Consider the following 26,983-nt stretch of genomic DNA (forward strand, 5'->3'; position numbering starts at 1 on the left):
AGATTCTGCCCGACGCCAGCTCGGACGGGCCGGTGGTCGGATGGGCGCATGACCGCCCCCGGGAGCACGCTGCTGGCAGAGATCGTCGACGCCGTGGGCGCCGAGCAGGTGGTCACCGACCCGGTCTCGACCGAGGCGCTGAGCCGCGACCATGCCGAGTGGGCCCCGTGCGGCGTGCCGTTGGCGGTCGTGCGGGCACGGAGCACGGCGGACGTCCAGGCCGTCGTCGCCGCCTGCCATCGCCACCGGGTGCCGGTGGTGTCTCGGGGGGCGGGCACCGGACTGTCCGGCGGCGCGAACGCGGTGGAGGGCGGTGTCGTGCTGTCGCTGGAGCCGATGCGGGCGATCCGGGAGATCAACCCGCTGGAGCAGCTGGCCGTCGTCGAGCCCGGCGTGGTCAACGACGACCTGCGGGCAGCCGTCGCCGGCCACGGCCTGTGGTACCCGCCGGACCCGGCGAGCTCGCCGTGGTCGACGATCGGCGGCAACGTCGCCACCAACGCCGGCGGCCTGTGCTGCGTGAAGTACGGCGTGACCCGCGACTACGTGCTGGCGCTGGAGGTGGTCACGGGCACCGGCGCGGTGGTCCGCCTGGGGCGTCGTACGGCGAAGGGCGTGGCCGGCTTCGACCTGGTCGGTCTCATGGTGGGCTCGGAGGGCACGCTGGGGATCGTCACCGAGGTCACCGTGCGGCTGCGGCCGCTGCCGCCCGCCGCGATCACCGTGGCCGGGCACTTCGCGTCGGTCGTCGACGCCGGGGCCGCGGTCCGCGCCGTCGGCGCCGCCGGGATCACGCCGGCGGCCCTGGAGCTGGTCGACCGGCACTGCCTGGAGGCCGTGGACGCGTGGAAGAACATGGGTCTCTCGGTCGACGCGGAGGCGGTGCTGCTGGCCCGTGTGGACGAGCCCGGCGTGACGGGGGAGCAGGTGGCGGACCGGATCGTCGACTGCTTCACCGGCGCCGGCGCGACCTGGGCGGACCGGTCCACCGACCCGGGGGAGGCCGAGGCGCTGTTCGAGGCGCGCAGGCTCGCCTATCCCGCGCTCGAGCGCCTCGGCCCGGTGCTGACCGAGGACGTGTGCGTGCCGAAGGACCACGTGCCCGAGATGCTGGCGCGGATCGAGAAGATCGCCGAGCACCACGACGTGCGGATCGCCAATATCGCCCACGCCGGCGACGGCAACCTGCACCCGTTGCTCATCACTCCGCCGGGCGACGACGCCGCGCGGGTACGTGCCCAGGCCGCCTTCGAGGACATCCTCGACGCCGCGATCGGCCTCGGCGGCACCGTCACGGGGGAGCACGGCGTCGGGCTGCTCAAGCGCGAGGGGCTCGAGCGCGAGGCCTCGCCCGAGGTGCTCGGGCTGCACCGCGCGATCAAGCGCGCCCTCGACCCCGCGCTGATCCTCAACCCCGGCAAGGTCGTCGCCATCGAGGGTGTCGGGTGAGGGGCGTGACCTCGCTCGCCGCGGTCGTGCTGGCCGCCGCGACGGCGCTGCTCGTCCCGACCGCGACCCCGGCGGCTCCGGCGACCCCGGCGGCCCCCGGGATGTCCTCGGCCGTCGCGCCCGAGATGACACCCCGGACCCTCACCACGGCCGACGGAACCATGACCTGGTACGCCTACCGGCCAGCCCGGCTGCGCGGCGACGCGCCGGTCGTCGTCCACCTCCACGGCGGCAACATGGACGCGCGCGAGGCCGCCCGGAAGTCGGGGCTGAACGAGCTCGCCGATCGCCTGGGCTTCGTCGCCGTCTACCCGCAGGCACCGCCGGACGCGGGACTGCTCGGCATCTGGGACTGGTCGCGGGCCGCGCGCAACGGGCGGGCCGATCCGGTCGGCTCGCTGGTCGCTGCCGTCACCCGTGCGGCCGTCCGGACCGAGCAGGGCGACGGCCGCCGGGTGCTCGTCAGCGGGATCTCCGCGGGAGCGGGCATGGCGGTGGTCGTGGCCGCCACGCGACCGGAGCTGTACGACGCGCTGCACGCCGAGGTGGGCTGCATGTACGGCGGTCTGAACTGCCTCCTCGGGACCCTCACCCCGGGCATCACCCTGTCCGCGGACGAGTCGGGCGCGCTGGCCTATCTCGCCATGGGGCCTCGGGCCCGGCGGATGCCGTTCCTGGTGTCGTGGGGGACGCTCGACGTTCCCGCCGTCCTCGCCGGGCAGCGCGCCCTCGTGCACCAGTGGCTGGTGACCAACGACTGGTCCGACGACCGGAGCGCGAACGGCTCGGTGCCGCGCAGCCCGGTGCGGCGCGATCGGCTCCAGTGGGGCGGGCGCACCGTCGACCGGGAGAGCTACGCCGACGCCCACGGCTGCCTCCTCGGCCAGACCTGGCTGGTCCACGGCCTGGCGCACGCCTACTCCGGCGGCCGACCGCAGGGTCTGCTCGACCTCGACGTGGATCCGGCGGGTCCGGACATGAGGGAGGTCGCCTACCGCTTCCTCCTGGAGCAGACGGGACCGGCCGGTCCACCCGCCGCGCTCGGCGGCCGGTGCCGATGAGCCCGTCCGCCACTTCCTAGAGAAATCATCCCGGGCCGCTGCCAGGTCCAGAGATTTCGTCCATGCCCGGCGCCGGCCCTGCGTGGTCCGATGAACACCATCGCGTGACCGTCGTCACGCCCCATCCGTCCTCATGCCGAAGGAGGCAGGCCCGTGCGCCAGCTCGTGCTCCACCGCCTGCTGTGGTCACTCCCCTCGCTCGCCATCGTCTCGGCGCTGACGTTCGTGCTCGCCTCGCTGGCGCCCGGCGACGCCGCCCGGACCGTCCTGGGCACCAACACCGACCCGGCGGCGTACGCCCAGGTCCGCGAGCAGCTCGGGCTGGACCGGTCGCTCCCCGCCCAGTACGGCGGCTGGCTCGCGGCGGCCGCGCGGGGCGACCTCGGCGACTCGCTGTTCACCCACGAGCCGGTGGTCGAGATCCTGCGGAGCCGGGTCGGCGTCACGCTCACCCTCATCGTGGGCGCCACCGTGATCGCCGCGGTGCTCGGGGTCGCGATCGGGGTCGTCGGCGCGGTCCGCGGCGGTGTCGCCGGCCGGGTGACCGACGCCCTGGCGATGCTCGGGATGGCGGTGCCGACCTTCTGGCTCGGCCTGCTGCTCATCCTGGTCTTCGCCAGCCGCCTCGGCTGGTTCCCCGCCACCGGGTTCGTGCCCTTCGCGGAGGACCCGCTGGGCTGGCTGCGGTCCTACACCCTTCCGGTGCTGACGCTCGCCACCGCCGGCGTGGCGACGATCGCGAAGCAGACCCGCGGTGCGGTGCTCGACGCGATGGGCACCGAGTACGTCCGCGCCCTGCGCGCCAACGGCCTGCCGGACCGGGCGATCCTCCTGAAGCACTGCCTCAAGAACGCCGCCGTCCCCGTCACCACCGTCGTCGGCCTGGTGATGATCGGCCTCCTGGGCGGCACGATCCTGGTCGAGCAGGTCTTCGCCCTGCCCGGCCTCGGCCAGCTCGCCGTCTCGGCGACCCTGCAGCACGATCTACCCGTCCTGGTCGGGGTGGTCACCACGTACACCCTGGTGGTGATGGCGTCCAACCTGGTCACCGACGTGGGCTACGGCTGGCTGAGCCCGCGGATGGAGGCCGGCCGATGACCGAGCAGCTCGCCACCACCGCCGTCGCGCCCGGGGCCGGCCTCGCCCCGGCGCAGACCGCACCGCGCCGCCGCCGCGGCAGGCTCTGGCTGCGGGTGCTGCGCCGCCCTGCCGGGGCCCTCGCCGCCGGTTGGATCCTGCTGGTCGCGGCCGGCGCCGTCCTCGCCGACCAGGTCGCGCCCTACGGTCCGCTCGCGCAGGACCTGCCCGCCAGCTACGCACTGCCCAGCGGCGAGCACCTGCTCGGCGCCGACCAGCTCGGCCGCGACATCCTGAGCCGGATCCTGCACGGCGGCCAGGTCACCCTGGCCGCGGTCGCCCAGGCCGTCGTCGTGTTCGTGCTCGTCGGCCTGCTCGTGGGCCTGGTCGCGGGCTACCGCGGCGGTCTCGTCGACCGGATCGTGATGCGGGCCTGCGACATCGCCCTCGCGATCCCGCTCGTGGTCACCCTCCTGGTCGTGCTCGCCATCTTCAGCCGCAACGAGACGGCGGCGATGGTCACGTTCGGCCTGCTGGCCTCGGCCGGCCTGGTCCGCATCGTCCGCGCCGCGACCCTGGCGGTACGGCGGGACGAGTACGTCCTGGCGGCCGAGGTCGCCGGCCTGCGGCCCGCCCAGGTCGTGCTCCGGCATGTCCTGCCCCGCGTGCTGCCGCCGGTCATCGTCCAGGCCTCGCTCCTCGCCTGCTCCGCGCTCCTGGTCGAGTCGGGCCTCAACTACCTCGCGCTCGGCGTCCAGCCCCGACCCCCAGCTGGGGCGGTCTGGTCGCCGACGCGTCCGCGGCGATCGCCAACCAGCCCTGGATGCTGGTCCCGAGCGGCGGGATCATCGTCGCGACGGCGCTGGCCTTCGGCGTGCTCGGTGACGTGGTGCGCGACGTGAGCGCCGACCGGAGCGCGACCGGGCCCGCCTCCTGGCGCCGGCTGCGCACCCCCGTCGTACGCCGGGAGGCGACTCCCGAGACCACGGCGGGCGAGGTGGCGCTCGAGCTGCGCGGCCTGCGGGTCCTGCACGGTGACACGGCCCTCGTCGACGGGGTCGACCTGGTCGTCGCTCCCGGCGAGGTCGTGGGCGTCGTCGGCGAGTCCGGCTGCGGCAAGACCCTCACCCTCTCCGCCCTGCTGCGGCTGCTGCCGCCCGGTCTCCGGATGAGCGCCGCCCGGCTCCGGGTCGGCGGCCGGGACGCGCTGGCGCTCACGGACCGTGGGATGCGCGCCCTGCGCGGCAGCGCCGTCGCGTTCGTGCCGCAGGAGCCGGTGGCCGGCCTCGACCCCGCCTTCACCGTGCGTGCCCAGCTGCGCGAGCTGGTGCGGCACCACGACGGCGGGTCGCGTCAGGAGGTCGACCGCCGGGTCCGGGAGCTGCTCGACCACGTCCGCCTGCCCGACCCCGAGCGGGTCCTCGCGTCCCATCCGCACGAGCTGTCCGGCGGCATGGCGCAGCGGGTGGCCATCGCCCGGGCGCTCGCCGGACGCCCCCAGGTGCTGCTCGCCGATGAGCCGACGACCGCGCTCGACGTCACGGTCCAGGCCGAGATCCTGCAGCTGCTGCGCGACCTGCGCGACAGCGACGGCCTCGCGATCGTCATCGTCACCCACGACTGGGGCGTGGTCGCCGAGCTGTGCGACCGCGCGGTGGTGATGTACGCCGGCGGCGTGGTCGAGCAGGGCGACGTCGTCGCGCTGTTCGAGCAGCCGCGGCATCCGTACACGCGGGCGCTGATGGAGGCCAACCCGGCCGAGGCCGGATTCCGCCGGCGACTGCGCTCCATCCCCGGCCAGGTGCCGCCCGCCGACGCGCGGCCCGCCGGGTGCGCCTTCGCCGAGCGCTGCGAGCGGCGGCGCCCGGACTGCAGCAGCGGCGCCATCCCGCTCGTCGAGCTCGACGAGCGCCGGGTGCGCTGCCTGCACCCGGTCGGCCCGGCCGCGGTCCCGCTGCCGCCCCTGCAGGAGGAGGTCGTCGATGTCGCCGCTCGTTGAGCTGGAGGATCTCACCGTCGTCTACGGCGGCCGCCGTGGACGCGGCCGGCGGGTGCTCGACGGCGTGAGCCTGGAGGTACGCCGGGGGGAGACGCTCGGCCTGGTCGGCGAGTCGGGATCGGGCAAGACCACCCTCAGCCGCGCCCTGCTCGGCCTCGTCCCGGTCGCCGGCGGCGCCGTGCGCTTCGACGGCCGGGACATCACCCACGCCTCCCGCCGGGAGCGCCGGGCGCTCAGCCAGCGGATGCAGGTCGTCTTCCAGAACCCCTTCCTCGCCCTCAACCCCCAGCGGACCATCGTCCAGTCGGTCGCCGAGACCCTCGTGTCACGCTCCGACATCGGCCGGGAGGAGGCGCGCGCACGCAGCCTCGCGATGCTCGAGCGGGTCGGCGTACCGGCGTCGGCCGCGGACCGGTATCCGGGCTCCTTCTCCGGTGGACAGCGTCAGCGCATCGCCATCGCCCGGGCCCTGGTCCCGCGTCCGGAGCTGGTCGTCTGCGACGAGGCCGTGAGCGCCCTGGACCTCTCGATCCAGGCCCAGGTCCTCAACCTGCTCGTGGAGCTGCAGGACGAGCTGTCCCTGACGTACCTGTTCATCACCCACGACCTCGCCGTCGTGCGCTACCTGTGCCACCGCGTCGCCGTCCTGCGCCATGGCGAGCTCGTCGAGACCGGCGACACCGCCGCCGTCTGCGCGGCACCCGGCCATCCCTACACCCGCTCGCTCCTCGACTCGGCCCCGATCGCCGACCCGCGTGTCTCGCGCGGCATCGCCTGACTCCGTTCCAGCACATCGATCCAAGGAGACCGTCATGTCCCAGCACCACCCCCGCCGTCGTGCGCGCGGCTCGCGACGGCGCGTGGCCAGCGCCCTGATCGCGGCCGTCGTCGGCGCCACCGGCCTGGCCGCCTGCGGCGGCTCCGCGTCCTCCGGGGCAGGCTCGGACGGGACGCTCACCATCGCCCTGCCCCTGAAGCCGCAGAGCCTCGACCCCGGCAAGAACGGCAACGGCGGACAGAACATCGTGCAGTGGCTCTCCTACGAGCCGCTCATCCGGCTCAACAGCGACGGCAGCCTCAGCCCCGGGCTGGCCACCGAGTGGGGCTACGTCGGCGAGGGCAACAAGGCCTTCGAGATGAAGATCCGCACCGACGCCGAATTCGCCGACGGCACCCCCGTGACGGCCGAGTCCGTGGCAGCCACGATCAACCACTACATCGCCAACCCCGGCCCCTGAGCCACTTCATGACCGGCGTCGAGTCGGCGAAGGCCACCGACGAGCAGACGGTGGCGGTCACGCTGAACGCGCCGAACCCGATCCTCCCGGTCGTGTTCAGCCAGTCGTCCAACTGGGGCAATGTCATCAGCCCGGCGGGACTGGCGGATCCCTCGAAGCTCACGACCGAGACGCACGGAGCGGGTGCCTACGTCCTCGACACCGCGCAGACCGTGGACGGCGACCACTACACCTTCGTGCCCAACGACAACTACTGGAACCCGGACGCGATCCACTGGGAGAAGGTCGTCGTGCGGGTCCTCCCGGACGCCAACGCGGCCCTGCAGGCCCTCAAGAGCGGCCAGATCCAGGTCGACATGAACTCCCAGGGCGACATCGTGAGCCAGGCGCGCAAGGCCGGCGGCGTCGACATCGCCGAGGGCCCCGGCTTCGTGCAGGCCCTGTTCCTCATGGACCGCGCCGGCGAGCTGACCGAGGCGCTCGGCGACGTCCGGGTGCGCCGTGCCCTCAACCACGCCGTCGACCGGAAGGCGATCGCCGCCGCGCTGGGCGGCGACTTCACCCCCACGGCGCAGATCGCGCCGGTGGGCACCGACGGACACGACGAGGCGCTGGACGAGACGTACGCCTACGACCCGGACCTGGCCCGCGAGCTGCTGGCCGAGGCCGGCTACGCCGACGGCTTCGAGATCGACGCACTGTCCATGAGCCTGTTCCAGACCGACACGCTCGCCCAGGCCGTCGCGTCCCAGCTGGAGGAGGTGGGCGTCACGGTGAGGCTGAAGAGCATCGGCGCCGACCTCAACCAGCTGATCGCCGACATGGCGACCAAGGAGTACGCCGCCGTGTTCTTCAACGCCGGCACCAACATGTTCACCAACGCGCTGCAGAACTTCGCCTCGCCGGCGTCGCCGCTCAACCCGTTCGCCAGCAAGGGGGAGGAGGTGATCGGCGCGTTCGAGGCCATGGCCGCGGCGCCGGAGGAGGAGGTCCCGGCCGCTGCCGTCGCGCTCAACCGCGCCGTCGTGGAGCAGGCGTGGTTCGTCCCGCTGGTCCAGACCCCGGCGTACGCCTTCGCCCGTGGCATCGGGAGCTTCGGCGACGTGGGCAATGCCGGCGCGCTCGACGTGCTGTCCTGGACGCCCGCCTCCTGAGAGAAAGCACCCACATGACCACGGTTCGCACCTCCGACGGCGTCCGGCTGCACCACACCGACACGGGCCCGGGCACGACGGGAACGACGGTCGTGCTCGTCGCGGGCTTCATGGCCTCCGCATTCACCTGGCAGCTGCAGGTCGACGCGCTCGCCGCCGCCGGTCACCGGGTCGTCTGCCTGGACCGCCGCAACCACGGGCTGTCGGACTTCCCCGCCTACGGGCAGCGGATGGGCCGGCACGGGCAGGACCTCCACGAGGCGCTGACCCAGCTGGCGATCGACGACGCCGTGGTCGTCGGCGGCTCGCAGGGCGCGAGCACGGTGTGGGCGTGCCTCGACCTGCACGGCACCGACCGGATCCGCGCCGTCGTGAGCGTCGACCAGACGCCGCGCATGCTCAACGGGACGGCTGGGAGCACGGCTTCTACGGCTACGACCGCACGAACGCCGGCACCTACTTCTCGGCGGAGATACCGGCGACCGGCCGCGGCGCCGGGCCCGAGCGGACGCTCGCGACCCTCGCCGTGCTGGCCCGGCGCGTGGGCGGCGACCCGCAGGAGGCCATGGCCGCGCTGATGCCCGGCCTGCACCCGGTCACCCTCCCGCTGCTGCAGGACCACGCGCTGCAGGACTGGCGCGACGTCGTCGCGCGCGCCGACGTACCCGTCCTCATGGTCGCGGGCGCCGACAGCCAGTACTGGCCGGCCGAGCACGCCGAGATCACCGCCGCCTCGACCACCCGGGGCAGGGCGGTCGTCCTCGACGACTGCGGGCACGCCGCGAACCTCGACCGACCGGAGGAGTTCAACGCGGCGCTGCTCGCGTTCCTCGAGGACGTCGTGCGATGACCCGGGGCGCACCCGCCGGTGCGCGGACGCGTCTGTCTCCCCGTCGCCCGGCGGGTGCTCGCCGACCGTTACCGGGCGCTCCGCGAGATCTGAGCTTGGATCCGTGGATGGGCTCGCTACGGCGCCCATCCACGGATCCAAGCTGAGCGGAGCGCCGGAGCGGACGACCGCGCTACGAGATCATCCGCCGCGCGACCGCGCGCTGCCGTGCGGCGATCCGCTCGGCGTACTGCTCCGCCGAGAGCCCCACCAGGCCCGGAAGCCGCTTGGCCACCTCGGCGACCGGGACGACGTCGACGGAGGGCCCGTCCTCGGCGGTCAGCGCGCGCGACAGCTGCTGCCAGCGCAGCATGATCGGGCCGGTGCGGTGGCCGGTGGTCTCCAGCCAGTTCGCGGCGGGAGCGGGCGCGCCGTCGAGGAGTGCGGGCGGCCGCTCGGAGATGACGAAGCGCATCACGCCGTCGTCGTCGGCCGAGGCCTGGGCCTTGGTGAGCGAGGTCTGGTGGGTCTCGTAGTCGGTGGAGGCGTACCAGTCGGAGCCGATCTGGATCGCCTGGTAGGTGCAGTCGTCACAGCGCGGAACGCTCACGATCATGGCCTCGTCCTCGGCCAGCTCGTAGTGGCCGATGGAGGAGAACTGCGAGGACAGGCCGCCGGGGGTGGAGGCGGGGACGGTGAGGGTGTTGGCCGGCTCCTGGTACTGGAAGAAGTGGGGGAAGGCGAACCAGGTCTGGATCGAGCCGACCAGCGACCGGGCGGCGACCTCGTACCTCTTCCGCAGCACCTCCTCGCTCAGCGGACGCCGAGCCCGCCCCACGGTGTCGACCCGCTCGATGGTCAGGGTCCCGCGGGTCTCGGTGTCCCAGTCGTTGAAGACCTCGCGCACGATCAGGGTCTTCGCGCCCGGCTCGGCGGTGTACGCGAAGGAGAAGCCGCCGTCGTCGTCGATCGACAGCTCGCGGTCGTCGAACGCCATGAGGGACGTGGCGGCCGAGTCGGCGGAGTACGTCCCGCCCATCACCTGGAAGGACAGGTCCGCCGACGTGCCCCGCCGCCCCTTGATGACATACGAGACGCCCTCGCGCAGGTAGGCGTGGAAGTAGACGGCGTCGGGGTTGTCGAGGCCCTGCCGCGAGAACTGGTGCGTCGGGTTGATGAAGAGCGGCTGCTCGAGGTCGTAGTCGAAGGCGGTCTGCAGCGCCATCCGGATCCGGCCGGCGAGGTAGTCGTAGCCCTCGAGCCGGTCCGCCTCGATCCGGATGAACGGGGCGTTGGCGATCAGCTCCTCGGCCTCCGCGATCGCCGCCTGCAGCGGGCCGGTCAGCCCGAGCGACGCGCTCATCAGGCGACCTCGGCGATGATGCTCTCGGCGTACTGCTCGAGGTGCTTGACCTTCGTCTCGAGCGGCTCGGTGTCCGGGCCTTTGATGTAGGGCACCCGGAAGCCGACGATGCAGTCGGTGACGCCCTTGTCCTCGAGTCGCTTCACGCCGTCGACCGTGTAGGCGTCGTACGAGATGACGTGGACCTCGAACTCGTCCGGCCCGCGGGTGTCGCCCTCCTCGGCGCGGATCTCGGCGAGGCGGGTCAGCAGGCGGTCGAGCTCCTCGCCGTCGCCGCCGGCGTGCATCCACCCGTCGCCCTTGCGTACGGCGCGCCGCAGCGCCGCGTCGGAGTGGCCGCCCACGAGCAGCGGGATCCTCTCGGTCGGGGCGGGGCACTGCTGGAGCGGCTCGATGTCGTAGAACTCGCCGCTGTAGCCGAAGAAGGTGGGCTCGTCGCCGGGCTGGGTCAGGCCGCGGAGGATGTCCATGCACTCGTCCATCCGCTTGCCGCGCCGCTCCCACGGGACGCCGAGCGCCGCGAAGTCCTCGGGCCACGGCGAGAGCCCGACGCCGAGGCCGAGCCGGTTGCCGGACAGGAACGCCAGCGAGGAGGCCTGCTTGGCCACGAGCACCGGCGGCCGGATCGGCAGCTTGAGCACGAACGGCGTCAGGCGCAGCGTCGAGGTCACCGCGAACAGGTGCGCGCACAGGATGAACGTCTCGATGAACTCCTTGCCGAGCAGGAACTCGCGGTCCCCGGTGTCGGTGTAGGGGTACTTCGAGTCGGACTCCTGCGGGTAGATGAGGCTGTCCGCGATCGTCATCGAGGTGTAGCCCGCGGCCTCGCAGGCCTGGGCGAGCGGGGCGTAGTAGTCGGCGTGGGTCATGCCCTCGGCGAAGGAGAAACGCATGCCGCCACACTAGAACCTGTTCTAGATTTCTGCCAGAGTCATCCCATGGCGGCACTGCCCAAGGAGCGTCCCGACGGCCTCGACAGGCCGATCGTCGGCACGATCATGAAGTACGGCGCGAAGGCGAACGTCGCGGTCTACCGGCTCACCAACGGCCGGATCGGCGCGACATGGCGGATCGGAGCGGGCTGGCGCAAGCCCGTCCCGGTGCTGCTCCTCGACCACGTCGGCCGGAGGAGCGGCAGGCGGTTCACCACCCCGCTGCTCTACCTGCGCGACGGCGCGGACCTGGTGATCGTCGCCTCCCAGGGCGGGCTGCCGAAGCACCCGCAGTGGTTCCACAACCTGGTCGCGCACCCGGACACGACCGTCGCCGTACCGGCGGAGCGGAGCCGAGCCGTGCGCGCCCGGGTGGCCGGACCGGAGGAGCGGGCCGCGCTGTGGCCGCGCCTGGTCGAGCTGTACGCCGACTTCGAGAGCTACCAGTCCTGGACCGACCGCGAGATCCCCGTCGTCGTCCTCGAGCCCCGCTGACCCCGCTGAACCGGCTAGGAGCAACCCCGTGGACCTGCAGGAGCTGATCGACCGCGCCGAGATCGCCGACGCGATCACCCGCTACACCCTCGCCGTCGACGAGGGCGACTTCGACCGCCTCGACACCGTCTTCACCCCCGACGCCCACATCGACTACACCGAGAGCGGCGGCGTCGTCGACAGCTACCCGGTCGTCAAGGCCTGGCTCGCCGAGGTGCTGCCGGGGTTCTCCGCCCACCGGCTGCACACGGTCGGGCAGATCGCCTTCGACTTCGCCGACTCCCACGACGAGGCCGCCGTGACGGCGTACTTCCACAACCCGATGCGGCTGTCCTCATTCGATCGGCCAGACGGCAAGGGCGGTGAGCGGGTGGTCGAGGTCGGCGGCCTGTATCGGCACACCTTCGTGCGGACGGCGGACGGCTGGCGCTCCCGGAGGCTGCACGAGCAGGTCGTCTGGACCCGCGGCTTCTGAGCGGTCCCGCTCACTGGCGTCGCGCCTCCCGCACGAGCAGGTGCTGGAGGTACACCCCGCCGACGCTGACGACGCCCTCGCGCGCAGCCCGCGCTCGCTCACCCGGCTCGTCCAGGGCGACGTCGGCCTCTCGTTCGTCGCGCTCCGGGCGCGGGTCCGGCTGCACCGGTCGACGTACGAGATCGCCCGGGGGCGCCCGCTCGCCGGGGTGGCGAGCGCCGTCGGCTACCGGTCGCCGGCGTCGTACGGCGCCGCGTTCCGGGCGGCGACCGGACTGAGCCCGGGCTGCTTCTGAGTCCCGCCGGTGGCCCGCGTGTTTGGCTGCCGACCAGGGGACACGGACAATGGGCGGGTGAGCGACCAGCGGCAGTCCCCCTCCGAACGTCCCGTGCTCAACGGGCTGGTGGCGCTGGTCGCGGTGGCGCTGGGTGTCGGCCTGATCCTGGGCGTGGTGGCCCTGGTCGGCACGAAGGTGCTCGGGCTCGGCAGCGACGACGGCGACTCCTCGGCACGGTCCACGGTCCGGCAGTCGATGTACCTGCCGACGCCCGTGGAGACCGACGAGGAGACCGGCCCGCTGGTCACCCTCCACACCGAGGACACCGACGAGCCGGCCACCACCGACACCACCGAGACCGACATCCCCGAGGACGAGCCGACGTCGGAGACCACCAGCGAGTCCGCGGCGTCCGGCGAGATCTCGCTGCAGGCGCTCGCCACCGCGGTCGCCAGCGGCGAGCGGATCTACTTCAGCGGCGTCTACCCGGGCGGCGAGGGCGCGATCTTGTGGGTGCAGCGCTTCGAGAACGGCGACTGGGCCGACTTCCCCGCCAGCGTCGGCGTCACCAACGGCACCTTCTCCAGCTACATCTTCACCGGCGTCAGCGGGGTCAACCGGTTCCGTGTGGTCGACCGCGACAGCGGCACCGTGAGCAACGAGATCAGCGTCACCGTCGGCTGACTGATCTGATGGAGTCGGCCGGGGACGCGTCCGGGGTTTCCGGGGCGTGGCTCGGGCTCGCTGTAACACGTTGATCGCTGCTCTAGCAGCCCCATGACGTCGGTCGGCCCGGTCTGTGCAGGGCTGCTAGAGCAGGCGCGCGGCGGGTACACCGGCAAACAACGTGTTACAGCGCGCGCCGCCACGCGCCGCCACGCGCCGCCACGCGCCGCCACGCGCCGCCACCGGCCCCCGGCCCCGGAGATCTCCTCGCCCCGTCGGGAACAACCCGGCGCGGGCCGCCGTTGCAGCCTGTGTCAGACTTGAGTCCATCCGGCTCAACTAACTTGCATCCACATCTGAACTCACGGAGGAAACACACATGGCACGAGCTGTCGGCATCGACCTCGGTACGACGAACAGCGTCGTCGCGGTCCTCGAGGGCGGCGAGCCCACGGTCATCGCCAACGCGGAGGGAGCGCGGACCACGCCGTCCGTCGTCGCCTTCGCGAAGAGCGGTGAGGTGCTCGTCGGCGAGGTCGCGAAGCGCCAGGCGGTCACCAACGTCGACCGCACCATCCGGTCGGTCAAGCGCCACATGGGCACCGACTGGACCACCCACATCGGCGACCCGGTGGACAAGGACTTCACGCCGCAGCAGATCTCGGCGTTCATCCTGCAGAAGCTGAAGCGCGACGCGGAGGCCTACCTCGGCGAGACCGTCACCAACGCGGTGATCACGGTCCCGGCGTACTTCTCCGACGCGCAGCGCCAGGCCACCAAGGAGGCCGGCGAGATCGCGGGCCTCACGGTCGACCGGATCGTCAACGAGCCCACCGCGGCCGCGCTGGCGTACGGCCTCGACAAGGGCGACGACCAGACCATCCTCGTCTACGACCTCGGTGGCGGCACGTTCGACGTGTCCCTGCTGGAGATCGGCGAGGGCGTCGTCGAGGTGAAGGCCACCAGCGGCGACAACCACCTCGGTGGCGACGACTGGGACAACGCGATCGTCGAGTGGATGGTCAAGAAGTTCAAGGACGCCAACGGCGTCGACCTCTCCGCCGACAAGATCGCCGCCCAGCGCCTCCAGGAGGCCGCGGAGAAGGCGAAGATCGAGCTGTCCTCCTCGAGCGACACCACGATCCACCTGCCCTACATCACCCACGGCGAGAACGGCCCGCTGCACTTCGAGGAGCGGCTCACCCGCGCGGAGTTCCAGCGGCTCACCGCGAGCCTGCTCGAGCGCACCAAGGCGCCCTTCCAGAACGTCCTCAAGGACGCCGGCGTCAAGGTCGCCGACATCGACCACGTGGTCCTCGTCGGCGGCTCGACCCGGATGCCCGCGGTGACCGAGCTCGTCAAGGAGCTGCTCGGCGGCAAGGAGCCCAACAAGGGCGTCAACCCGGACGAGGTCGTCGCCGTCGGCGCGGCCCTGCAGGCCGGTGTCCTCGCCGGTGAGGTCAAGGACGTGTTGCTCCTCGACGTCACCCCGCTCAGCCTCGGCATCGAGACCAAGGGCGGCGTGTTCACCACGCTCATCGAGCGCAACACCACGATCCCGACCAAGCGCTCGGAGATCTTCACCACCGCCGACGACAACCAGCCGTCGGTGGAGATCAAGGTCGCCCAGGGCGAGCGGGCCATCTGGTCGCAGAACCAGCCGCTCGGCAACTTCGAGCTGACCGGCCTCCCGCCGGCCCCGCGCGGCGTACCGAAGATCGAGGTCACCTTCGACATCGACGCCAACGGCATCGTCCACGTCTCCGCCAAGGACCAGGCGTCCGGCCGCGAGCAGTCGATGACCATCTCCGGCGGCAGCGCGCTGTCCAAGGACGACATCGACCGGATGGTCAAGGAGGCCGAGCAGTACGCCGAGGAGGACGCCAAGCGTCGCGAGGCCGTCGAGGTCCGCAACCAGGGCGACCAGCTCGTCTACACGACCGAGAAGTTCCTCGCCGACAACGGCGACAAGATCCCGGACGACGTCAAGGCGGAGGTGACCACCGACCTCGAGGCGCTCAAGGGCGTGCTCGAGAACCAGGAGTCCAGCGCCGAGGACCTCACCGGCGCCATCTCCAAGCTGGGCGAGTCCAGCCAGAAGATGGGTGCCGCGATGTACGCCGCCGCCGAGGCCGAGTCCGCCGCGGCGGGGGGCACCACCGGCGCGACCGGTGAGTCGGACGACGACGTCGTCGAGGCCGAGATCGTCGACGAGGACCCCGAGGGCGACGCCAAGTGACCGAGGAGAACCTCACCCCGGAGGGGGAGCCGCAGGAGACTGCGGCTCCCTCGCCCGAGGGCCAGGACCAGTCCGAGGCACCGGAGCCGCCCGCGGCGTCGGAGCCCGCCGACACGGCGGCCGAGCAGGCGGAGGCGACCCCCGAGGCCGACGAGCTCGCCGTCACGAGGATGGAGCTGGAGGAGCGGACCCTCGACCTGCAGCGCCTGCAGGCGGAGTTCCTCAACTACAAGCGCCGCGTCGACCGCGACCGGGAGCTGCTCCGCGAGAACGCGACGTACGCCGCGCTCACGCCGATCATCGACGTCCTCGACACCATCGACCGGGCCCGCGAGCACGAGCCGCTCGAGGGCGGCTTCAAGGCCGTGGCCGAGCAGCTCGAGCGCGTCGTCGCCGGGCTCGGCCTGGTGAAGTTCGGCGAGCCGGGCGACGCGTTCGACCCGACCATCCACGAGGCGCTCTCGCACATCGGCACCGACGCCGAGGTCGAGGTGACGACGTGCAAGGTGGTCGCGAAGGCCGGCTACAAGATCGGCGACCGGGTGGTCCGCGCAGCGCAGGTGCTGGTGGTCGACCCGGCTTGACGACAGACATGAACGAAGGGAGGTGCGTGCGAGATGAGTGACGACGGGATCCGGTCCGACTGGGCGACCAAGGACTTCTACAAGGAGCTCGGGGTCGCGAAGTCGGCGACGCAGGACGAGATCAAGAAGGCGTACCGCAAGCTCGCGCGCGCCAACCACCCCGACTCGCACCCCGACGACACCGCCAAGCACGACCGGTTCAAGGCGGTGGCCGAGGCGTACGACGTCCTCGGGGACGCCGACAAGCGCAAGAAGTACGACCAGGCCCGCGAGATGTTCAGCCGCGGCGGGTTCCCCGCGGGGGCCGGCTTCGGCGGCGGTGCCGGCGGCTTCGGCGGTGGCTTCGGCGGCAATGTGAACGTCGAGGACCTGCTCCGCGACCGCGCGGGCGGTGGGGGCGGCGGGTTCGGCGACCTCTTCGGCGACCTGTTCGGCGGGGGCGGCCGGGGCCGCGCCCGGGCCCGGGCCACCCGCGGCGCCGACCTGGAGACGACGGCCACGATCGGCTTCACCGAGGCGCTCGAGGGCGCGACCGTGTCGCTGCGGGTCAGCTCCGACGGCGCCTGCGCGACCTGCCACGGGACGGGCGGCAAGCCCGGCACCCAGCCGCACGTGTGCCCGACCTGCGACGGCAGCGGCTTCGTCACCGCCTCCGTCGGCGGCGCGTTCTCGATGAACGAGACGTGCCCGACCTGCGGCGGACGCCAGCTCGTGTACGACGACCCCTGCCCCACCTGCCACGGCTCGGGCCTGGGCCGGTCCACCCGGACCATCCAGGCGAAGATCCCGGCCGGGGTGAAGGACGGGCAGCGGATCCGGCTGCGCGGCAAGGGCGCGCCGGGCGAGAACGGCGGCCCCGCCGGTGACCTCTACGTCACCGTCAAGGTCACCGGGCACCGCGTGTTCGGCCGCAAGGGCGAGCATCTCACCGTCGACGTACCCGTCTCGTTCGCGGAGCTCGCGCTCGGTGCCGAGATCAAGATCCCCACGCTCGGCGCTGCGCCGGTGACCCTCAAGGTCCCGGCCGGCACGCCCAACGGCCGCACCTTCCGGGTGCGGGGCAAGGGCGCCGCCAAGGCCGACGGCTCGCGGGGCGACCTACTGGCGACGGTCGAGGTGCAGGTGCCCAGCACCCTCGACGCCGACGCCAGGGCGGCCCTGGAGGCGTACGCCGCCGCGACCGCCGACACCCAGCTGCGGTCGGGCCTGTTCCAGGACGCCGGCTGATGGCCGCCGCCGCCCGACCGCCGCAGGGGCCTCCGGGCGAGGAGGACGCCGTCTACGTCATCAGCGTGGCGGCCCAGCTCAGCGGCCTGCACCCGCAGACGCTGCGGACCTACGAGCGGGTCGGGCTGATCACGCCCGGCCGCACGGGCGGCGGCGGCCGGCGGTACTCCTACCGCGACATCGAGCGGCTGCGCGAGATCGCCCAGCTCACCGCCGCCGGCATCGGCATCGAGGGCGTCAAGCGGATCCTCGACCTCGAGAACGCCGTGGCCGCGCTGCGGTCCCGCAACGCCGAGCTGGTCGCGGAGCTGGACGCCACCCGCGAGGCGCTCCGCCAGGCCACCTCCACGCGCCCGAGTCTCCCGCGCAGCAACCTCCCCGCCCTCCCCGGCACGACCGTCGGCCAGTCCGTCGTCGTCTGGCGCCGCAACCCCTGACACCGCGGTGGGGTCGGCGCAGGTTGGTGCGACACCGTGACCTGAGATCCCTGTGCCGTTCGCCACAACAGGCGTTAACCTCCACCCGTCGGGTCTGTCCGGGTGCATGGGGGCACGCCGGCGAGACTCACGGGACGAGAGGTGCGCGTGGACGCAGTGCTGGACTGGCTCAGGGACTGGGCCGACCACGTCGACTGGTTCGCCTTCGTGTCGATCCCCTTCTTCACCGGGATCATCGGCTGGCTGATCAACTGGTCCGGGCTGTGGATGCTCTTCAAGCCGATCGACTTCCACGGCTTCCGGATCCCCGGCCTGCGCGAGGTGGCCGGCGTGCTGCCGCGCAAGCTGCAGGAGGTGCCCGGCTGGATGGAGGGCGGCCTCGGCTGGCAGGGGATCGTGCCCGCGCGCGCCGCCAAGATGGGCAGCATCGCCGTCGACAAGGTGATCGCCAAGCTCGGTACGCCGGCCGAGTTCTACGCCCAGCTCGAGCCCGACCAGATCGCCGAGCACATCGTCGCGGTCTTCCGCCCCGACCTCCCGGCGCTCGTCGACGACGTGATGATGCGCGAGCACCCGCGGCTGTGGCGGGACCTGCCGCGCCCGGTGCGCCAGGCCGTCATCGACCGGGTCCAGGCCCAGCTGCCGGGCGTGGTCAAGACGATCACCGACGAGATCGGCGTCCACATCAACCAGCTGCTCGACCCGAAGATCATGGTCATCGACCACTTCCGGAAGAACCCCGAGCTGGTGGTCAAGGTCTTCAAGGACGTCGGCCAGCGCGAGCTCAACCTGATGGTCGCCTTCGGCTTCATCTTCGGCTTCCTGCTGGGCATCCCGGTCGCGATCGTCGACCAGACCTGGCACATCTGGTGGTTGCTGCCGCTGCTCGGCATCGTCGTCGGCTGGACCACCAACCTGCTCGGCATGTGGCTGATCTTCGACCCGCCGGAGGAGCGGCGGATCCTCGGCATCAAGGTGCAGGGCCTGTTCCTGCGCCGCCAGGACGAGTGCGCCGAGGTCTACGCCCGGATCATCGCCGACGACGTGATCACGCTCGAGCGGATCGGCGACTTCCTCATGGACGGCCCGCGCGGCGATCGCACCCGGCAGATGATCGCCACCGCGATGCGGCCCGCGATCGACAAGGCCGCCGGCCCGCTGCGCGGCGCGGTCAACGTCGCGATGGGCGGGCGGCGGTACGACAGCATCAAGGACTCCTTCGCGCAGGAGGCGGTCGGCCGCACCATCACGCCGTTCCGCGACGCCGACTTCAGCCGCCAGCAGTCGGAGAAGATCCGGGTGCTCATCGCCCGGCGCACCAAGGAGCTGCCGCCGCGCGACTTCGTCGAGATGATGCGCTCGGCGATCAAGGAGGACGAGTGGATGCTCTACGCCCACGGCGCGATCATGGGGGCCGCCGGCGGGTTCATCCACCTGGGCATCTTCAATTGGGGTTGGATCCCCGGGTTCCCACCATCATGACCAGTCGGTGCTTGCTGGACCCACCCCCGGTCCGGACCTGGGTTCCCGCCGTGACCTCCCCCGTGAACACATGTCCGAGCACCGGAAGGGCGACATGACCGACGACGACCTCGACAAGGATGGCCTGCCGCGGCTCCCCGCGCTGACCGGCCCTGCCGTCGCCGACTCGCTGCCCGGGCTGGCGCGGGTCGCCGGCTCGGCCGCGCTGCACACCGCCGGCTGGGGGCTGCGGACCACGACCCGCAACTGGATGCGGGTCGGCCGCGCCGTCACCAGCCGCGACGAGGCGACCGCGCTGATCCGCGATGTCGGCTCGTACGTCGGCGCGCTCGGCGAGGTCGCCAAGCAGGTGTCCGGCGGGGTGCCCGTCGCGACCGCCCTGATGCGCGCGGGCGAGACCCTCGGCGCCAGCGCCGACCGGCCGCGCGAGACGATGGTGACGCCGGTCGTCGACGGCCAGGTGATCGCGTCGCGACCGCAGTCCCTGCGCGAGCGCGGCAACGAGCTGCTCGAGCGCTCCCGCGACGTGTGGAGTCAGGACGACCGGCACCCGGCGTTCGACCGGATCCTCGACGAGCTCGCGCCCGACGAGGCCCGGATCCTGGTGATGATGCTGCGCGACGGCCCGCAGCCGTCGGTCGACGTCCGCACCGGCGGGCCGATCGGCATGGTCAGCAGCCAGCTGATCGCGCCCGGGCTCAACATGGTCGGGCCGCGGGCCGGCCTCCGCTACCTGGAGCAGGTGCCGTCGTACCTCAACAACCTGTTCCGGCTCGGCCTGGTCTGGTTCTCCCGCGAGCCGGTGCACGACCACCTGGAGTACCAGGTGCTCGAGGCGCAGCCCGACGTCCTCGCGGCGCTGCACTCGGTGAAGTTCGCCAAGGTCGTCCGGCGCAGCATCCACCTCACGCCCTTCGGCGAGGAGTTCTGCAAGCTGGCGCTGGTCGACGAGCGGACCGCCGCGAGCGACGACCTGCCCGAGCACGAGACCCCGCCGGAGATCGACGGCTGAGCACGCTCCCGGGTCAGCGGTCGAGCGGCTCCGGCCGGGCCACGCTCTCGCGGAGCTGGCCGCGGCGCCAGAGGTGGTGGATCACCAGCGCCGCGGTGATCGAGCCGAGGACGCCCAGCCCGAGGTCGCCGAGGGTGTCCTCGTAGGCGAACGCCCGCTCGGAGTGGCCGTGGATGAAGGCGGCGTACTCGGCGATCTCCCAGGCGATCGCCGCCGTGGCGCCGACGGCGAGCGCCCGCTCGACCACGCGGATCCGGCTCGCGCTGTGGTGCAGCGTCAGCAGGATGACCGCGGTCGCGATCAGCCCGGTGTTGACGAAGTGCATGACGTCGTCGAACCAGACGATCCGGTCGTAGAGGTCCATCCGGTTGCCGAGGATGTCGGTGAAGCAGGTCAGCGTCACCAGCAGGTCGGGCAGCCAGGGGAAGGGCGCGCGGTCCTTCCACCACAGCAGCCAGATCACCGGCACGGTGAAGGACGCCAGCGGATAGCCGATCGCCCGCGCCTCGGCGGCCTTGTCCCGCAGGTTGCTGCCGTCGGGATCGATCACCGCGAGGAGCAGCAGCAGGACGAGCATCCCCTTGGCGGCCACGTCCGCCGTCCGCAGGAACGGCGTCGCGGGGTAGCGGACGGCAGCGACCCGGCTCATACGGCGCTCCTGTCGTCGGTGAGCCGTGATTCTCGCACGCTGGCTAGATGAATGAGTCGAAGGCCTCGCACGCTGCGCGACGCTCAGCATCCACGCTCGCGGCGTTGCCGATGCTCGACGTGCGTCCAGCATGCCTTCGCCTCGGCGCCTTGCGAGCGCGGCGCCGAGCGCCGCTCGCAGCACGATCCCTTGGACTCATTCATCTAGCGCACGATCCGGCCGCCCTCGGCGCGCCACCACCGGGCGCCGGCGCGGACGGCGGCGGGCAGGGCGGGGTCGGCGGCGATCTCGTCGAGCTCGGGCTGGCCGGACATGCCGGCCGCGAACAGGGCGTCGCGGGCGAGCTCGTCGTCCGCGACGACGTACGTCCGCAGCAGCGCGGGCGGCAGCGGCGCGCCGGCGAACCCGCAGACGGTGAGCCCGGCGCCGCGCACGACCGGGTCCTCCGCGGCCAGCCAGGGCGCGGGATCCGCGCGCTCGAAGGGCACCATCAGGTTGGCGAAGGCGAGGGCCGCGCCGTGGCGGGTGGTCTCGTCGGGGCCGTCGAGCGCCGTCGCGCACAGCTGCTCGCGCACGGCGTCGGCGAACGGCGAGGCCGCCAGCAGGAACGACGACGTGACCACGTGGGTGGCCCGGAAGTCGTAGAGCACCTCGAACAGCAGCCGGGCCAGCATCGTCTCGCCGGCGCTCGCGCGCGAGATCCCGGCGGCCAGGGTGGCGGCGTGGGTGAAGTGCCGGTTGCGCCGGGTGCGCGTCCACGCGGCCGCCCGCCGCGGTGCGACGAGCGGGTGCCGGAGGCGCTCCTGCACGCTGGTGCGGAACTCCGGCGGGCAGCAGGCGAGGGTGGCGCTGAGGATCGGCGCCCGCAGCGGGTCGCCGGCCGCGGCGTCGCAGGCGTCCGCGAACACCGGGACCAGCGGATACCAGTCGGTGCGCCGCAGCCCGCCCACGCTGCGCATGTTCTGGATCCCCAGGCAGCCCGCCCGCGCCACCTGCCACGACGGGTCGGACAGCAGCTCGCCGCACCAGCGGGCCAGCTCCGGGCCGGGCCGCTCGGTCACCGCGCTGAGCAGGTCGGCGGGGCGCTGCATGCCGGGCACGTCCACCGCCCGTCGTACGGCGGCGGCGACCACGTCGGCGTACGGACTGCAGCGCAGCTTGGCGAGCGCCTCGTAGCGCAGCTGGTAGGCGGTCCCGGTGGCCCGGCCCACCTCGCTCGCCAGCCGGTCGACGAACGGACGCACGCCCGTCTCGGGCAGGCCGAACGGGCTGAGCGCGTGGTACTCCGCGAAGCGCAGCCAGTCGTGGCCGTCCGGCTCGCCGGCGACCGCGTCGCAGGCCGCGGAGAAGGCCGCGAGGGTGGGCTCGGGGACGAACGGCTCGGCGTCGGCGGGCGCGTAGGAGAAGGTCCGGCACAGGACGTCGAGCGGGGCCCGGAGATGGCCGTAGGGCAGCCCGAGCGCCTGCTCGTAGGCCGCGACGACGACGCCGCTGCGCCGCCCGGTGGTCTCCACGCGGGAGAGCGTGGCGGGGGAGAGGTGGCTGCCGTCGCCGCTCCCGGCGCGGGCGGCGAACTCCCGCAGCGGGACGCCCGCCGCCACCCGGTTGGTCCGCAGCAGCCAGCCGATCCGTGCCGGTACGTCGATCCGCGCGCCCGCCAATGGCGAGGGGTCGTCGATCTCGTCGGAGTGCCGAGCCACGTCCGCCATGCTGACAGGGGCGCGTTTCACGCACCAGTGCTGCCGAAACAATCACCTCCCCGCGCCGGACGTGTGCGAACGTCGTCCTCCGCGCGGCCGGCCGTGGACAGCGCGATGTGGGGTCGCGTCCTGCTCTGGGGGCAGCGGGGGACTCGGCCGGCCGCGACACGACGTCACCGGGTGACTTGCCGGGCGACATCTGAGGCTTCGGCGGGCAATCCGGCCCGGCACCGGGGGAGCGCGGTCCACGATGGGCCTGCTCCCGATCGGCCCCCGAGAGGTTCCTCGATGCCCGGCTCCCGCAGGTCACGCCTGTCCCGCTCCCTCGTGCTCACCCTGCTGGCCGGCGCCGCCGGCTCCGCCGTCGCGATGCAGGGGGCTCCGCCCGCCGCGGCCGCCGCCTGGGACTGCGCCACCGTCCCGGGCAGGTGCACGGAGACCTTCGGCCCCGACGAGGACTTCCAGCACTGGACCGTGCCGGACGGGGTGACCAGCGCGACCTTCACCCTGGTCGGTGCGGCCGGTGGCACCGCCGCCTTCGGCGACGCGACGCCCGGCGCCGGCGGCTCACTGACCGGCACCGTCGCCACCACGCCCGGCGTCAGCTACCGGATCACGCCCGGCGGCGTGGGCGGAGCGGGCACCACCAGCGGGGACGGCATCTTCGCCGGTGTCTCCGAGGGCGGCATCTGGGGCGGGGGCTCCGGGAGGACGCCTCCGGCGGTGGCGGCGGGGCCAGCCGGGTGGAGGCCTACGACGAGGGCTCCGACACCTGGTCGACCCTGCTGGTCGCGGGCGGCGGTGGCGGCGCGGGCCGGTCCGACGACGCGGCCGCGGAGACCGGCGGCGCGGGCGGCGACGGGGGAGAGGTGGGCGCTCCCGGCGGCGACACCTCCGGCGGCACCGGCAAGGGCGGCGGCGGTGGCACGGCCGCGGCCGGCGGCGCGGGCGGTACGGCGACCGACGGGGTCACCACCCGGACCGGCCGCTCGGGCTCCGCGACGTCCGGCGGCGGCTTCGGCAACATGTCGGGGTGGACCGCCGGTGCGGCGGCCGCGGGCGGTGGCGAGGGCTGGTACGGCGGTGGCCAGGGCACGGTCTCCTTCGCCGGCCTCGCCGGCGGCGGAGGAGGTGGCGGGTCGAGCCATGCCGACGCCTCGGTGACCGAGGTGAGCTACACCGTCGGCGCCAACCCGCACACCTCGCCGACCGGCGGCGACGGCTACATCAGCATCACGTACGCCGACCCGACCGTCGTACCGCCGGCTCCTGAGGACGTGTACGTCGCGGCCGCCGGCACCGACACCGGCGACTGCGCCGTGGTGGGGACGGCCTGCGCGACGCTGAGGTACGCCTACGGCCAGGTGGCCGATGGCGGGACCGTCCATGTCGGGCCGGGGACGGTCCCGTCCGGCGGCGGCACGCTGGACGGCACGAAGACCGTGGCGGTGGTCGGCGATCCCGGTGGCAGCACCGTCAACGGCCGGATCTTCACCGGCGGCGACGCGGACCTGGCGTTCCGGGACCTGACCCTGCTCTCCACGAGCCAGCAGAACCTCGCCGCTGAGGGCGACGTGAGCCTGGACCGGGTCACGGTCCTCAACGAGGACGACGACGCGGCCATCGCGATCAGCGGGAACGGGACGATGGCCATCCGCAACAGCACGATCGCCGGCGCCGGCGTCCAGACCTTCGGCGCCACCGTCGACCTCGTCTCCAGCACCGTGGTAAGCCCCAGCTACTCCCTGGGCGGCAACGCGTTCGGCGTGATCAACGTGGCCGGCTCGATCGTCAGCGGCCCGTGCGGCTCGTTCGGCAACGGCAGCAAGATCGTCGACCAGGGGCACAACGTCGAGGACGGCTGCGGCAGCGGGGCCAACCGGTTCTCGCACGCCACCACGCAGCACGTGTCCGATGTCGGTCTCGGCGCGCTCGCCGACAACGGCGGGCCGACCAGGACCTTCCTGCCGTGGGCCGCCAGCCCCGTGGTCGACGCGGTCCCGCTCGGCACCACGGCCTGCCCGGCTGTCACCGGCACGGTCACCGACCAGACCGGTGCCGAGCGCCGCCAGGGCACCGCGTGCAACGCCGGCTCGGTCGAGGAGATCGCGGGACCGCCGGCCGACGTGTACGTCGAGATGCCCGAGAACGGTGGTGCCGACACCGGTGACTGCTCGTCTCCCGCGGCTGCCTGCGCGACGTTGAGCTATGCGTACGGCCAGGCCGCCGCGACCGCGACCATCCACCTGGGACCGGGGGTGTTCCCCGCCGGTGCCACCTTCACCGGCAGCGACCGCGACGTCACGATCGTCGGTCACCCGGACGGGACCCGGATCGGCTCGGGGGTCTACATCTACGCGCCCCACACGCCCTCCCTGACACTCCGCGACCTCCGGCTCGACTTCGCGCTGTCCTGCTCCGGGGCCATCACCCTCGACCGGGTGCTGGTGACCAGCGCCCCCGAGTGGTGGCCGTACTACGGCGTTCGCGCCTGTGGCGGCACGGTCGAGGTGCGCAACAGCACCTTCACCGGCCTCACCAGCGCCGTGTACGTCGACCCCGGCACGACCACCGGTGCGGTCACCTTCACCGGCAGCACCATCGCCGGCATCAGCGGCGGGGTGGTCGAGGGCGACGCCAGCCTGGTCACGCTGACCGGCTCGATCGTCGCGGACGCCGCCGGCGGTGCCTGCGCGGGGCCGGTGAACGACGGCGGCCACAACCTCGTCGACGACGACACCTGCGACCTCACCGCCACCGGCAGCCAGGGCGAGGTGAGCGATCTGGCGCTCGGCTCGCTCGGGGACCACGGCGGCCCGACCGCGTCCTTCAAGCCCGCCGCGACCAGCCCCGCGGTCGACCTGGTCCCCGCCGGCGTCGCGCACTGCCCGGCCGCCGTCGGTGCCGGCAAGGACCAGACCGGCGCCGCCCGCTTCCAGGGCGCCGCCTGCGACGCGGGCGCGGTCGAGCAGGCCAGCCTGGTGACGGTCACCTTCGACCCTGCGGGCGGCTCGGCCGTCGCACCGGTCGAGGTGCCCTACGGGACCGCCGTCGACGCGCCGGCCGACCCGACCCGCCCCGGCTACACCTTCGACGGCTGGTACGACGGCGAGTCGGCGTACGACTTCGCGACGATCGTCACCGACGACCTGACCCTCACGGCGCACTGGACGCTGGCCGATGTCGCCACCGTGATCACCGACCAGCCGGACGACGTGACGGCGATCGAGGGCGTGGACGCCACCTTCACGGCGACGGCCACCGGGGTCCCGGACCCGGTGGCGAGATGGGAGGTCAGCCACGACGGAGGCGAGCACTGGGTCGCCGAGGGCGGCGAGATCGCCACCGTGTCCGGCCAGCCGACGACCCTGACCGTGCCGAACGTGTCGGCGTCGATGGACGGCTACCGGTACCGGGTCCGGTTCAGCAACAGCGTCGGCGGCCCCCTGACCACCACGCCGGCCACGCTGACGGTGCAGACCGCGCCGGTCGTCACGCTCGAGCCCGACGACGCCGAGGTGAACGCCGGGGCCGACGCCGGCTTCACGGCCGCGGCCTCGGGACGTCCGGCGCCCGGCGTGCGGTGGCAGGTCGACGACGGCACGGGCTGGGCGGACGTGTCCGGAGCGACCTCCGAGACGCTCGACCTGACCGGTGTCACGGAAGACATGGACGGCAACCGGTACCGCGCCGTCTTCTCGAATCCGGCCGGCACCGCCGAGACCCGGGCCGCCACGCTCACCGTCCGCGCGCCCGTGACGGTGACCTTCGACAGTGCGGGAGGCTCCGCGGTCGCCCCGGTCTCGGTCGCGTACGGCACGGCGGTCGGCCGGCCGGCGGACCCGACCCGCGCGGGCTACAGCTTCACCGGGTGGTACACCTCGGCCGGCGGCAGCACGCCGTACGCCTTCGCCACGCTGGTCACCGCGCCGGTCACCCTCTACGCGCACTGGGCCCCGGAGGGCGACCTCACGGTGGACGCGCACCCGGTGATCGTGACGGCGGACCGCTTCGAGGTCCGCTGCCATGCCACCACCGGCACGCTGCGCAGCTGTGCGGCGACCGTGACCACCCGGCACAAGGGCAGCACCGTCGTCCTGGCGCAGGGCGAGGCGACGGCGAGCACGGCGGACGCCGTGGTGCAGGTCAGGCTGACCCGGGCGGGCCGGCGGCTCACCCGGCCGGCCCTCGGCGGCGTGGCCGTCACCCTGCTGGCGATCGGTGTGCTGGACAACGGCCTCACCCGGCACGCGGAGCGGCCGTCGCTGCTGTTCGCGCCCAAGCAGACCCGGCGCGGGGCGAGCGCGATGTTCGGACCCGACGGCGCCCGGCTCACCGCCGCCGGCAAGCGCTTCCTCGACCGGATCGCCGCGCAGGCCGAGCAGGTGTCCGTGCTGACCTGTGTCGGCCACACGGCCCGGACCGGCAACCGGGTCGGCAACCGGATCGCCCACAGGCTGTCGGTGCGCCGGGCGAAGGCGGCCTGCGCCTACCTGGTCCGGCGCGGCGTCCAGGTCCGCACCAAGGTCCGGGTGGTCGGCGTCGGCAACACCGCGACCAGGAAGGGCGGCGCGCCGCGCAACCGGTTCGTCGACGTGGTGGTCCGGCACCGGTGAGGGCTGGACGGATCCCCGGATG

General features: G+C 73.1%; 25 protein-coding genes. 21 read left to right on the forward strand and 4 right to left on the reverse strand.

Features of this window, described 5'->3' with window-relative positions; genetic code table 11:
• Window positions 1–48: 48 nt before the first annotated feature.
• The 10 genes from FIV44_RS19915 to FIV44_RS31515 all read left to right on the forward strand — a co-directional run bounded on the left by FIV44_RS19915 (window position 49) and on the right by FIV44_RS31515 (window position 8,828).
• Window positions 49–1,449, forward strand: a complete 1,401-nt coding sequence (locus FIV44_RS19915) for an FAD-binding oxidoreductase (RefSeq protein ID WP_141005969.1) — start codon at window positions 49–51, stop codon at window positions 1,447–1,449.
• Entirely contained in the window at window positions 1,446–2,510 is a 1,065-nt protein-coding gene (locus FIV44_RS19920; RefSeq protein WP_141005970.1) for an extracellular catalytic domain type 1 short-chain-length polyhydroxyalkanoate depolymerase, read from the forward strand. The genes FIV44_RS19915 and FIV44_RS19920 overlap by 4 nt, the downstream gene beginning before the upstream one ends.
• A gap of 153 nt (window positions 2,511–2,663) precedes the next feature.
• On the forward strand, window positions 2,664–3,608 hold the full coding sequence (locus FIV44_RS19925; protein ID WP_141005971.1) for an ABC transporter permease: 945 nt from the start codon (window positions 2,664–2,666) through the stop codon (window positions 3,606–3,608).
• A complete protein-coding gene (locus FIV44_RS19930; RefSeq protein WP_141005972.1) occupies window positions 3,605–4,489 on the forward strand; it encodes an ABC transporter permease in 885 nt (294 codons plus the stop codon). Before FIV44_RS19925 ends, FIV44_RS19930 begins: the two co-directional genes overlap by 4 nt.
• Window positions 4,411–5,586 carry an ABC transporter ATP-binding protein gene (locus FIV44_RS19935; protein WP_141005973.1) on the forward strand — a complete coding sequence of 392 codons (1,176 nt, stop codon included), beginning with the start codon at window positions 4,411–4,413 and terminating at the stop codon, window positions 5,584–5,586. Before FIV44_RS19930 ends, FIV44_RS19935 begins: the two co-directional genes overlap by 79 nt.
• On the forward strand, window positions 5,570–6,364 hold the full coding sequence (locus FIV44_RS19940; protein WP_141005974.1) for an ATP-binding cassette domain-containing protein: 795 nt from the start codon (window positions 5,570–5,572) through the stop codon (window positions 6,362–6,364). Before FIV44_RS19935 ends, FIV44_RS19940 begins: the two co-directional genes overlap by 17 nt.
• 34 nt (window positions 6,365–6,398) lie before the next feature.
• Window positions 6,399–6,824, forward strand: coding sequence for an ABC transporter substrate-binding protein (locus FIV44_RS33305; protein ID WP_219996097.1), 426 nt, complete (start codon window positions 6,399–6,401; stop codon window positions 6,822–6,824).
• 8 nt (window positions 6,825–6,832) lie between these two features.
• Window positions 6,833–7,978: an ABC transporter substrate-binding protein gene (locus tag FIV44_RS19945; protein ID WP_219996098.1), complete on the forward strand. Its 1,146-nt coding sequence runs from the start codon at window positions 6,833–6,835 to the stop codon at window positions 7,976–7,978.
• Window positions 7,979–7,992: 14 nt separating this feature from the next.
• The gene (locus FIV44_RS19950; RefSeq protein WP_219996099.1) at window positions 7,993–8,556 is read left to right on the forward strand and encodes an alpha/beta fold hydrolase; all 564 of its coding nucleotides are present in this window, start codon (window positions 7,993–7,995) and stop codon (window positions 8,554–8,556) included.
• Window positions 8,544–8,828 (forward strand): alpha/beta fold hydrolase, encoded by a 285-nt coding sequence (locus FIV44_RS31515; protein ID WP_219996100.1) that lies wholly within the window; start codon window positions 8,544–8,546, stop codon window positions 8,826–8,828. Before FIV44_RS19950 ends, FIV44_RS31515 begins: the two co-directional genes overlap by 13 nt.
• Window positions 8,829–9,000: 172 nt before the next feature.
• Here FIV44_RS31515 and FIV44_RS19955 read toward each other — a convergent pair whose 3' ends face one another.
• Both FIV44_RS19955 and FIV44_RS19960 read right to left on the reverse strand, forming a co-directional pair.
• Window positions 9,001–10,170, reverse strand: a complete 1,170-nt coding sequence (locus FIV44_RS19955; RefSeq protein WP_141005975.1) for a hypothetical protein — start codon at window positions 10,168–10,170, stop codon at window positions 9,001–9,003.
• A complete protein-coding gene (locus tag FIV44_RS19960; protein ID WP_141005976.1) occupies window positions 10,170–11,063 on the reverse strand; it encodes a TIGR03619 family F420-dependent LLM class oxidoreductase in 894 nt (297 codons plus the stop codon). The genes FIV44_RS19955 and FIV44_RS19960 overlap by 1 nt, the downstream gene beginning before the upstream one ends.
• Before the next feature lie 45 nt (window positions 11,064–11,108).
• Here FIV44_RS19960 and FIV44_RS19965 point away from each other — a divergent pair, with 45 nt between their 5' ends.
• From FIV44_RS19965 to FIV44_RS31520, 10 genes are all read left to right on the forward strand, one after another.
• Entirely contained in the window at window positions 11,109–11,597 is a 489-nt protein-coding gene (locus FIV44_RS19965; RefSeq protein ID WP_141005977.1) for a nitroreductase family deazaflavin-dependent oxidoreductase, read from the forward strand.
• 28 nt (window positions 11,598–11,625) lie between these two features.
• Entirely contained in the window at window positions 11,626–12,072 is a 447-nt protein-coding gene (locus FIV44_RS19970) for a nuclear transport factor 2 family protein (RefSeq protein WP_141005978.1), read from the forward strand.
• A 40-nt stretch (window positions 12,073–12,112) separates the two neighbouring features.
• Window positions 12,113–12,367, forward strand: a complete 255-nt coding sequence (locus tag FIV44_RS30675) for a helix-turn-helix domain-containing protein (protein ID WP_181410703.1) — start codon at window positions 12,113–12,115, stop codon at window positions 12,365–12,367.
• A gap of 57 nt (window positions 12,368–12,424) precedes the next feature.
• The gene (locus tag FIV44_RS19980) at window positions 12,425–13,033 is read left to right on the forward strand and encodes a hypothetical protein (RefSeq protein ID WP_141005980.1); all 609 of its coding nucleotides are present in this window, start codon (window positions 12,425–12,427) and stop codon (window positions 13,031–13,033) included.
• A gap of 361 nt (window positions 13,034–13,394) precedes the next feature.
• A complete protein-coding gene (dnaK, locus tag FIV44_RS19985) occupies window positions 13,395–15,254 on the forward strand; it encodes a molecular chaperone DnaK (RefSeq protein WP_141005981.1) in 1,860 nt (619 codons plus the stop codon).
• Entirely contained in the window at window positions 15,251–15,838 is a 588-nt protein-coding gene (gene grpE, locus FIV44_RS19990; protein WP_141005982.1) for a nucleotide exchange factor GrpE, read from the forward strand. The genes dnaK and grpE overlap by 4 nt, the downstream gene beginning before the upstream one ends.
• Before the next feature lie 33 nt (window positions 15,839–15,871).
• Window positions 15,872–17,065 carry a molecular chaperone DnaJ gene (gene dnaJ, locus FIV44_RS19995; RefSeq protein WP_141005983.1) on the forward strand — a complete coding sequence of 398 codons (1,194 nt, stop codon included), beginning with the start codon at window positions 15,872–15,874 and terminating at the stop codon, window positions 17,063–17,065.
• Window positions 17,065–17,502: a heat shock protein transcriptional repressor HspR gene (locus FIV44_RS20000; protein ID WP_141005984.1), complete on the forward strand. Its 438-nt coding sequence runs from the start codon at window positions 17,065–17,067 to the stop codon at window positions 17,500–17,502. The genes dnaJ and FIV44_RS20000 overlap by 1 nt, the downstream gene beginning before the upstream one ends.
• Before the next feature lie 147 nt (window positions 17,503–17,649).
• On the forward strand, window positions 17,650–18,984 hold the full coding sequence (locus tag FIV44_RS20005; RefSeq protein WP_246086509.1) for a DUF445 domain-containing protein: 1,335 nt from the start codon (window positions 17,650–17,652) through the stop codon (window positions 18,982–18,984).
• A gap of 70 nt (window positions 18,985–19,054) precedes the next feature.
• Complete coding sequence (locus tag FIV44_RS31520) at window positions 19,055–19,996, forward strand: Abi-alpha family protein (protein WP_219996101.1); 942 nt, start codon at window positions 19,055–19,057, stop codon at window positions 19,994–19,996.
• Window positions 19,997–20,009: 13 nt separating this feature from the next.
• Here FIV44_RS31520 and FIV44_RS20015 read toward each other — a convergent pair whose 3' ends face one another.
• Together FIV44_RS20015 and FIV44_RS20020 are read right to left on the reverse strand one after the other, a co-directional pair.
• Window positions 20,010–20,645 carry a DUF2238 domain-containing protein gene (locus tag FIV44_RS20015; RefSeq protein WP_141005986.1) on the reverse strand — a complete coding sequence of 212 codons (636 nt, stop codon included), beginning with the start codon at window positions 20,643–20,645 and terminating at the stop codon, window positions 20,010–20,012.
• A gap of 203 nt (window positions 20,646–20,848) precedes the next feature.
• Window positions 20,849–22,345: a helix-turn-helix domain-containing protein gene (locus FIV44_RS20020; RefSeq protein WP_181410704.1), complete on the reverse strand. Its 1,497-nt coding sequence runs from the start codon at window positions 22,343–22,345 to the stop codon at window positions 20,849–20,851.
• A gap of 743 nt (window positions 22,346–23,088) precedes the next feature.
• On the opposite strand from FIV44_RS20020, the gene FIV44_RS33310 reads away from it, so the two are divergent.
• The gene (locus FIV44_RS33310; RefSeq protein WP_141005988.1) at window positions 23,089–26,961 is read left to right on the forward strand and encodes an InlB B-repeat-containing protein; all 3,873 of its coding nucleotides are present in this window, start codon (window positions 23,089–23,091) and stop codon (window positions 26,959–26,961) included.
• The last annotated feature ends 22 nt before the right edge of the window (window positions 26,962–26,983 follow it).

It is taken from the genome of Nocardioides humi (assembly GCF_006494775.1).
In the GTDB taxonomy this organism is placed as follows: domain Bacteria; phylum Actinomycetota; class Actinomycetes; order Propionibacteriales; family Nocardioidaceae; genus Nocardioides; species Nocardioides humi.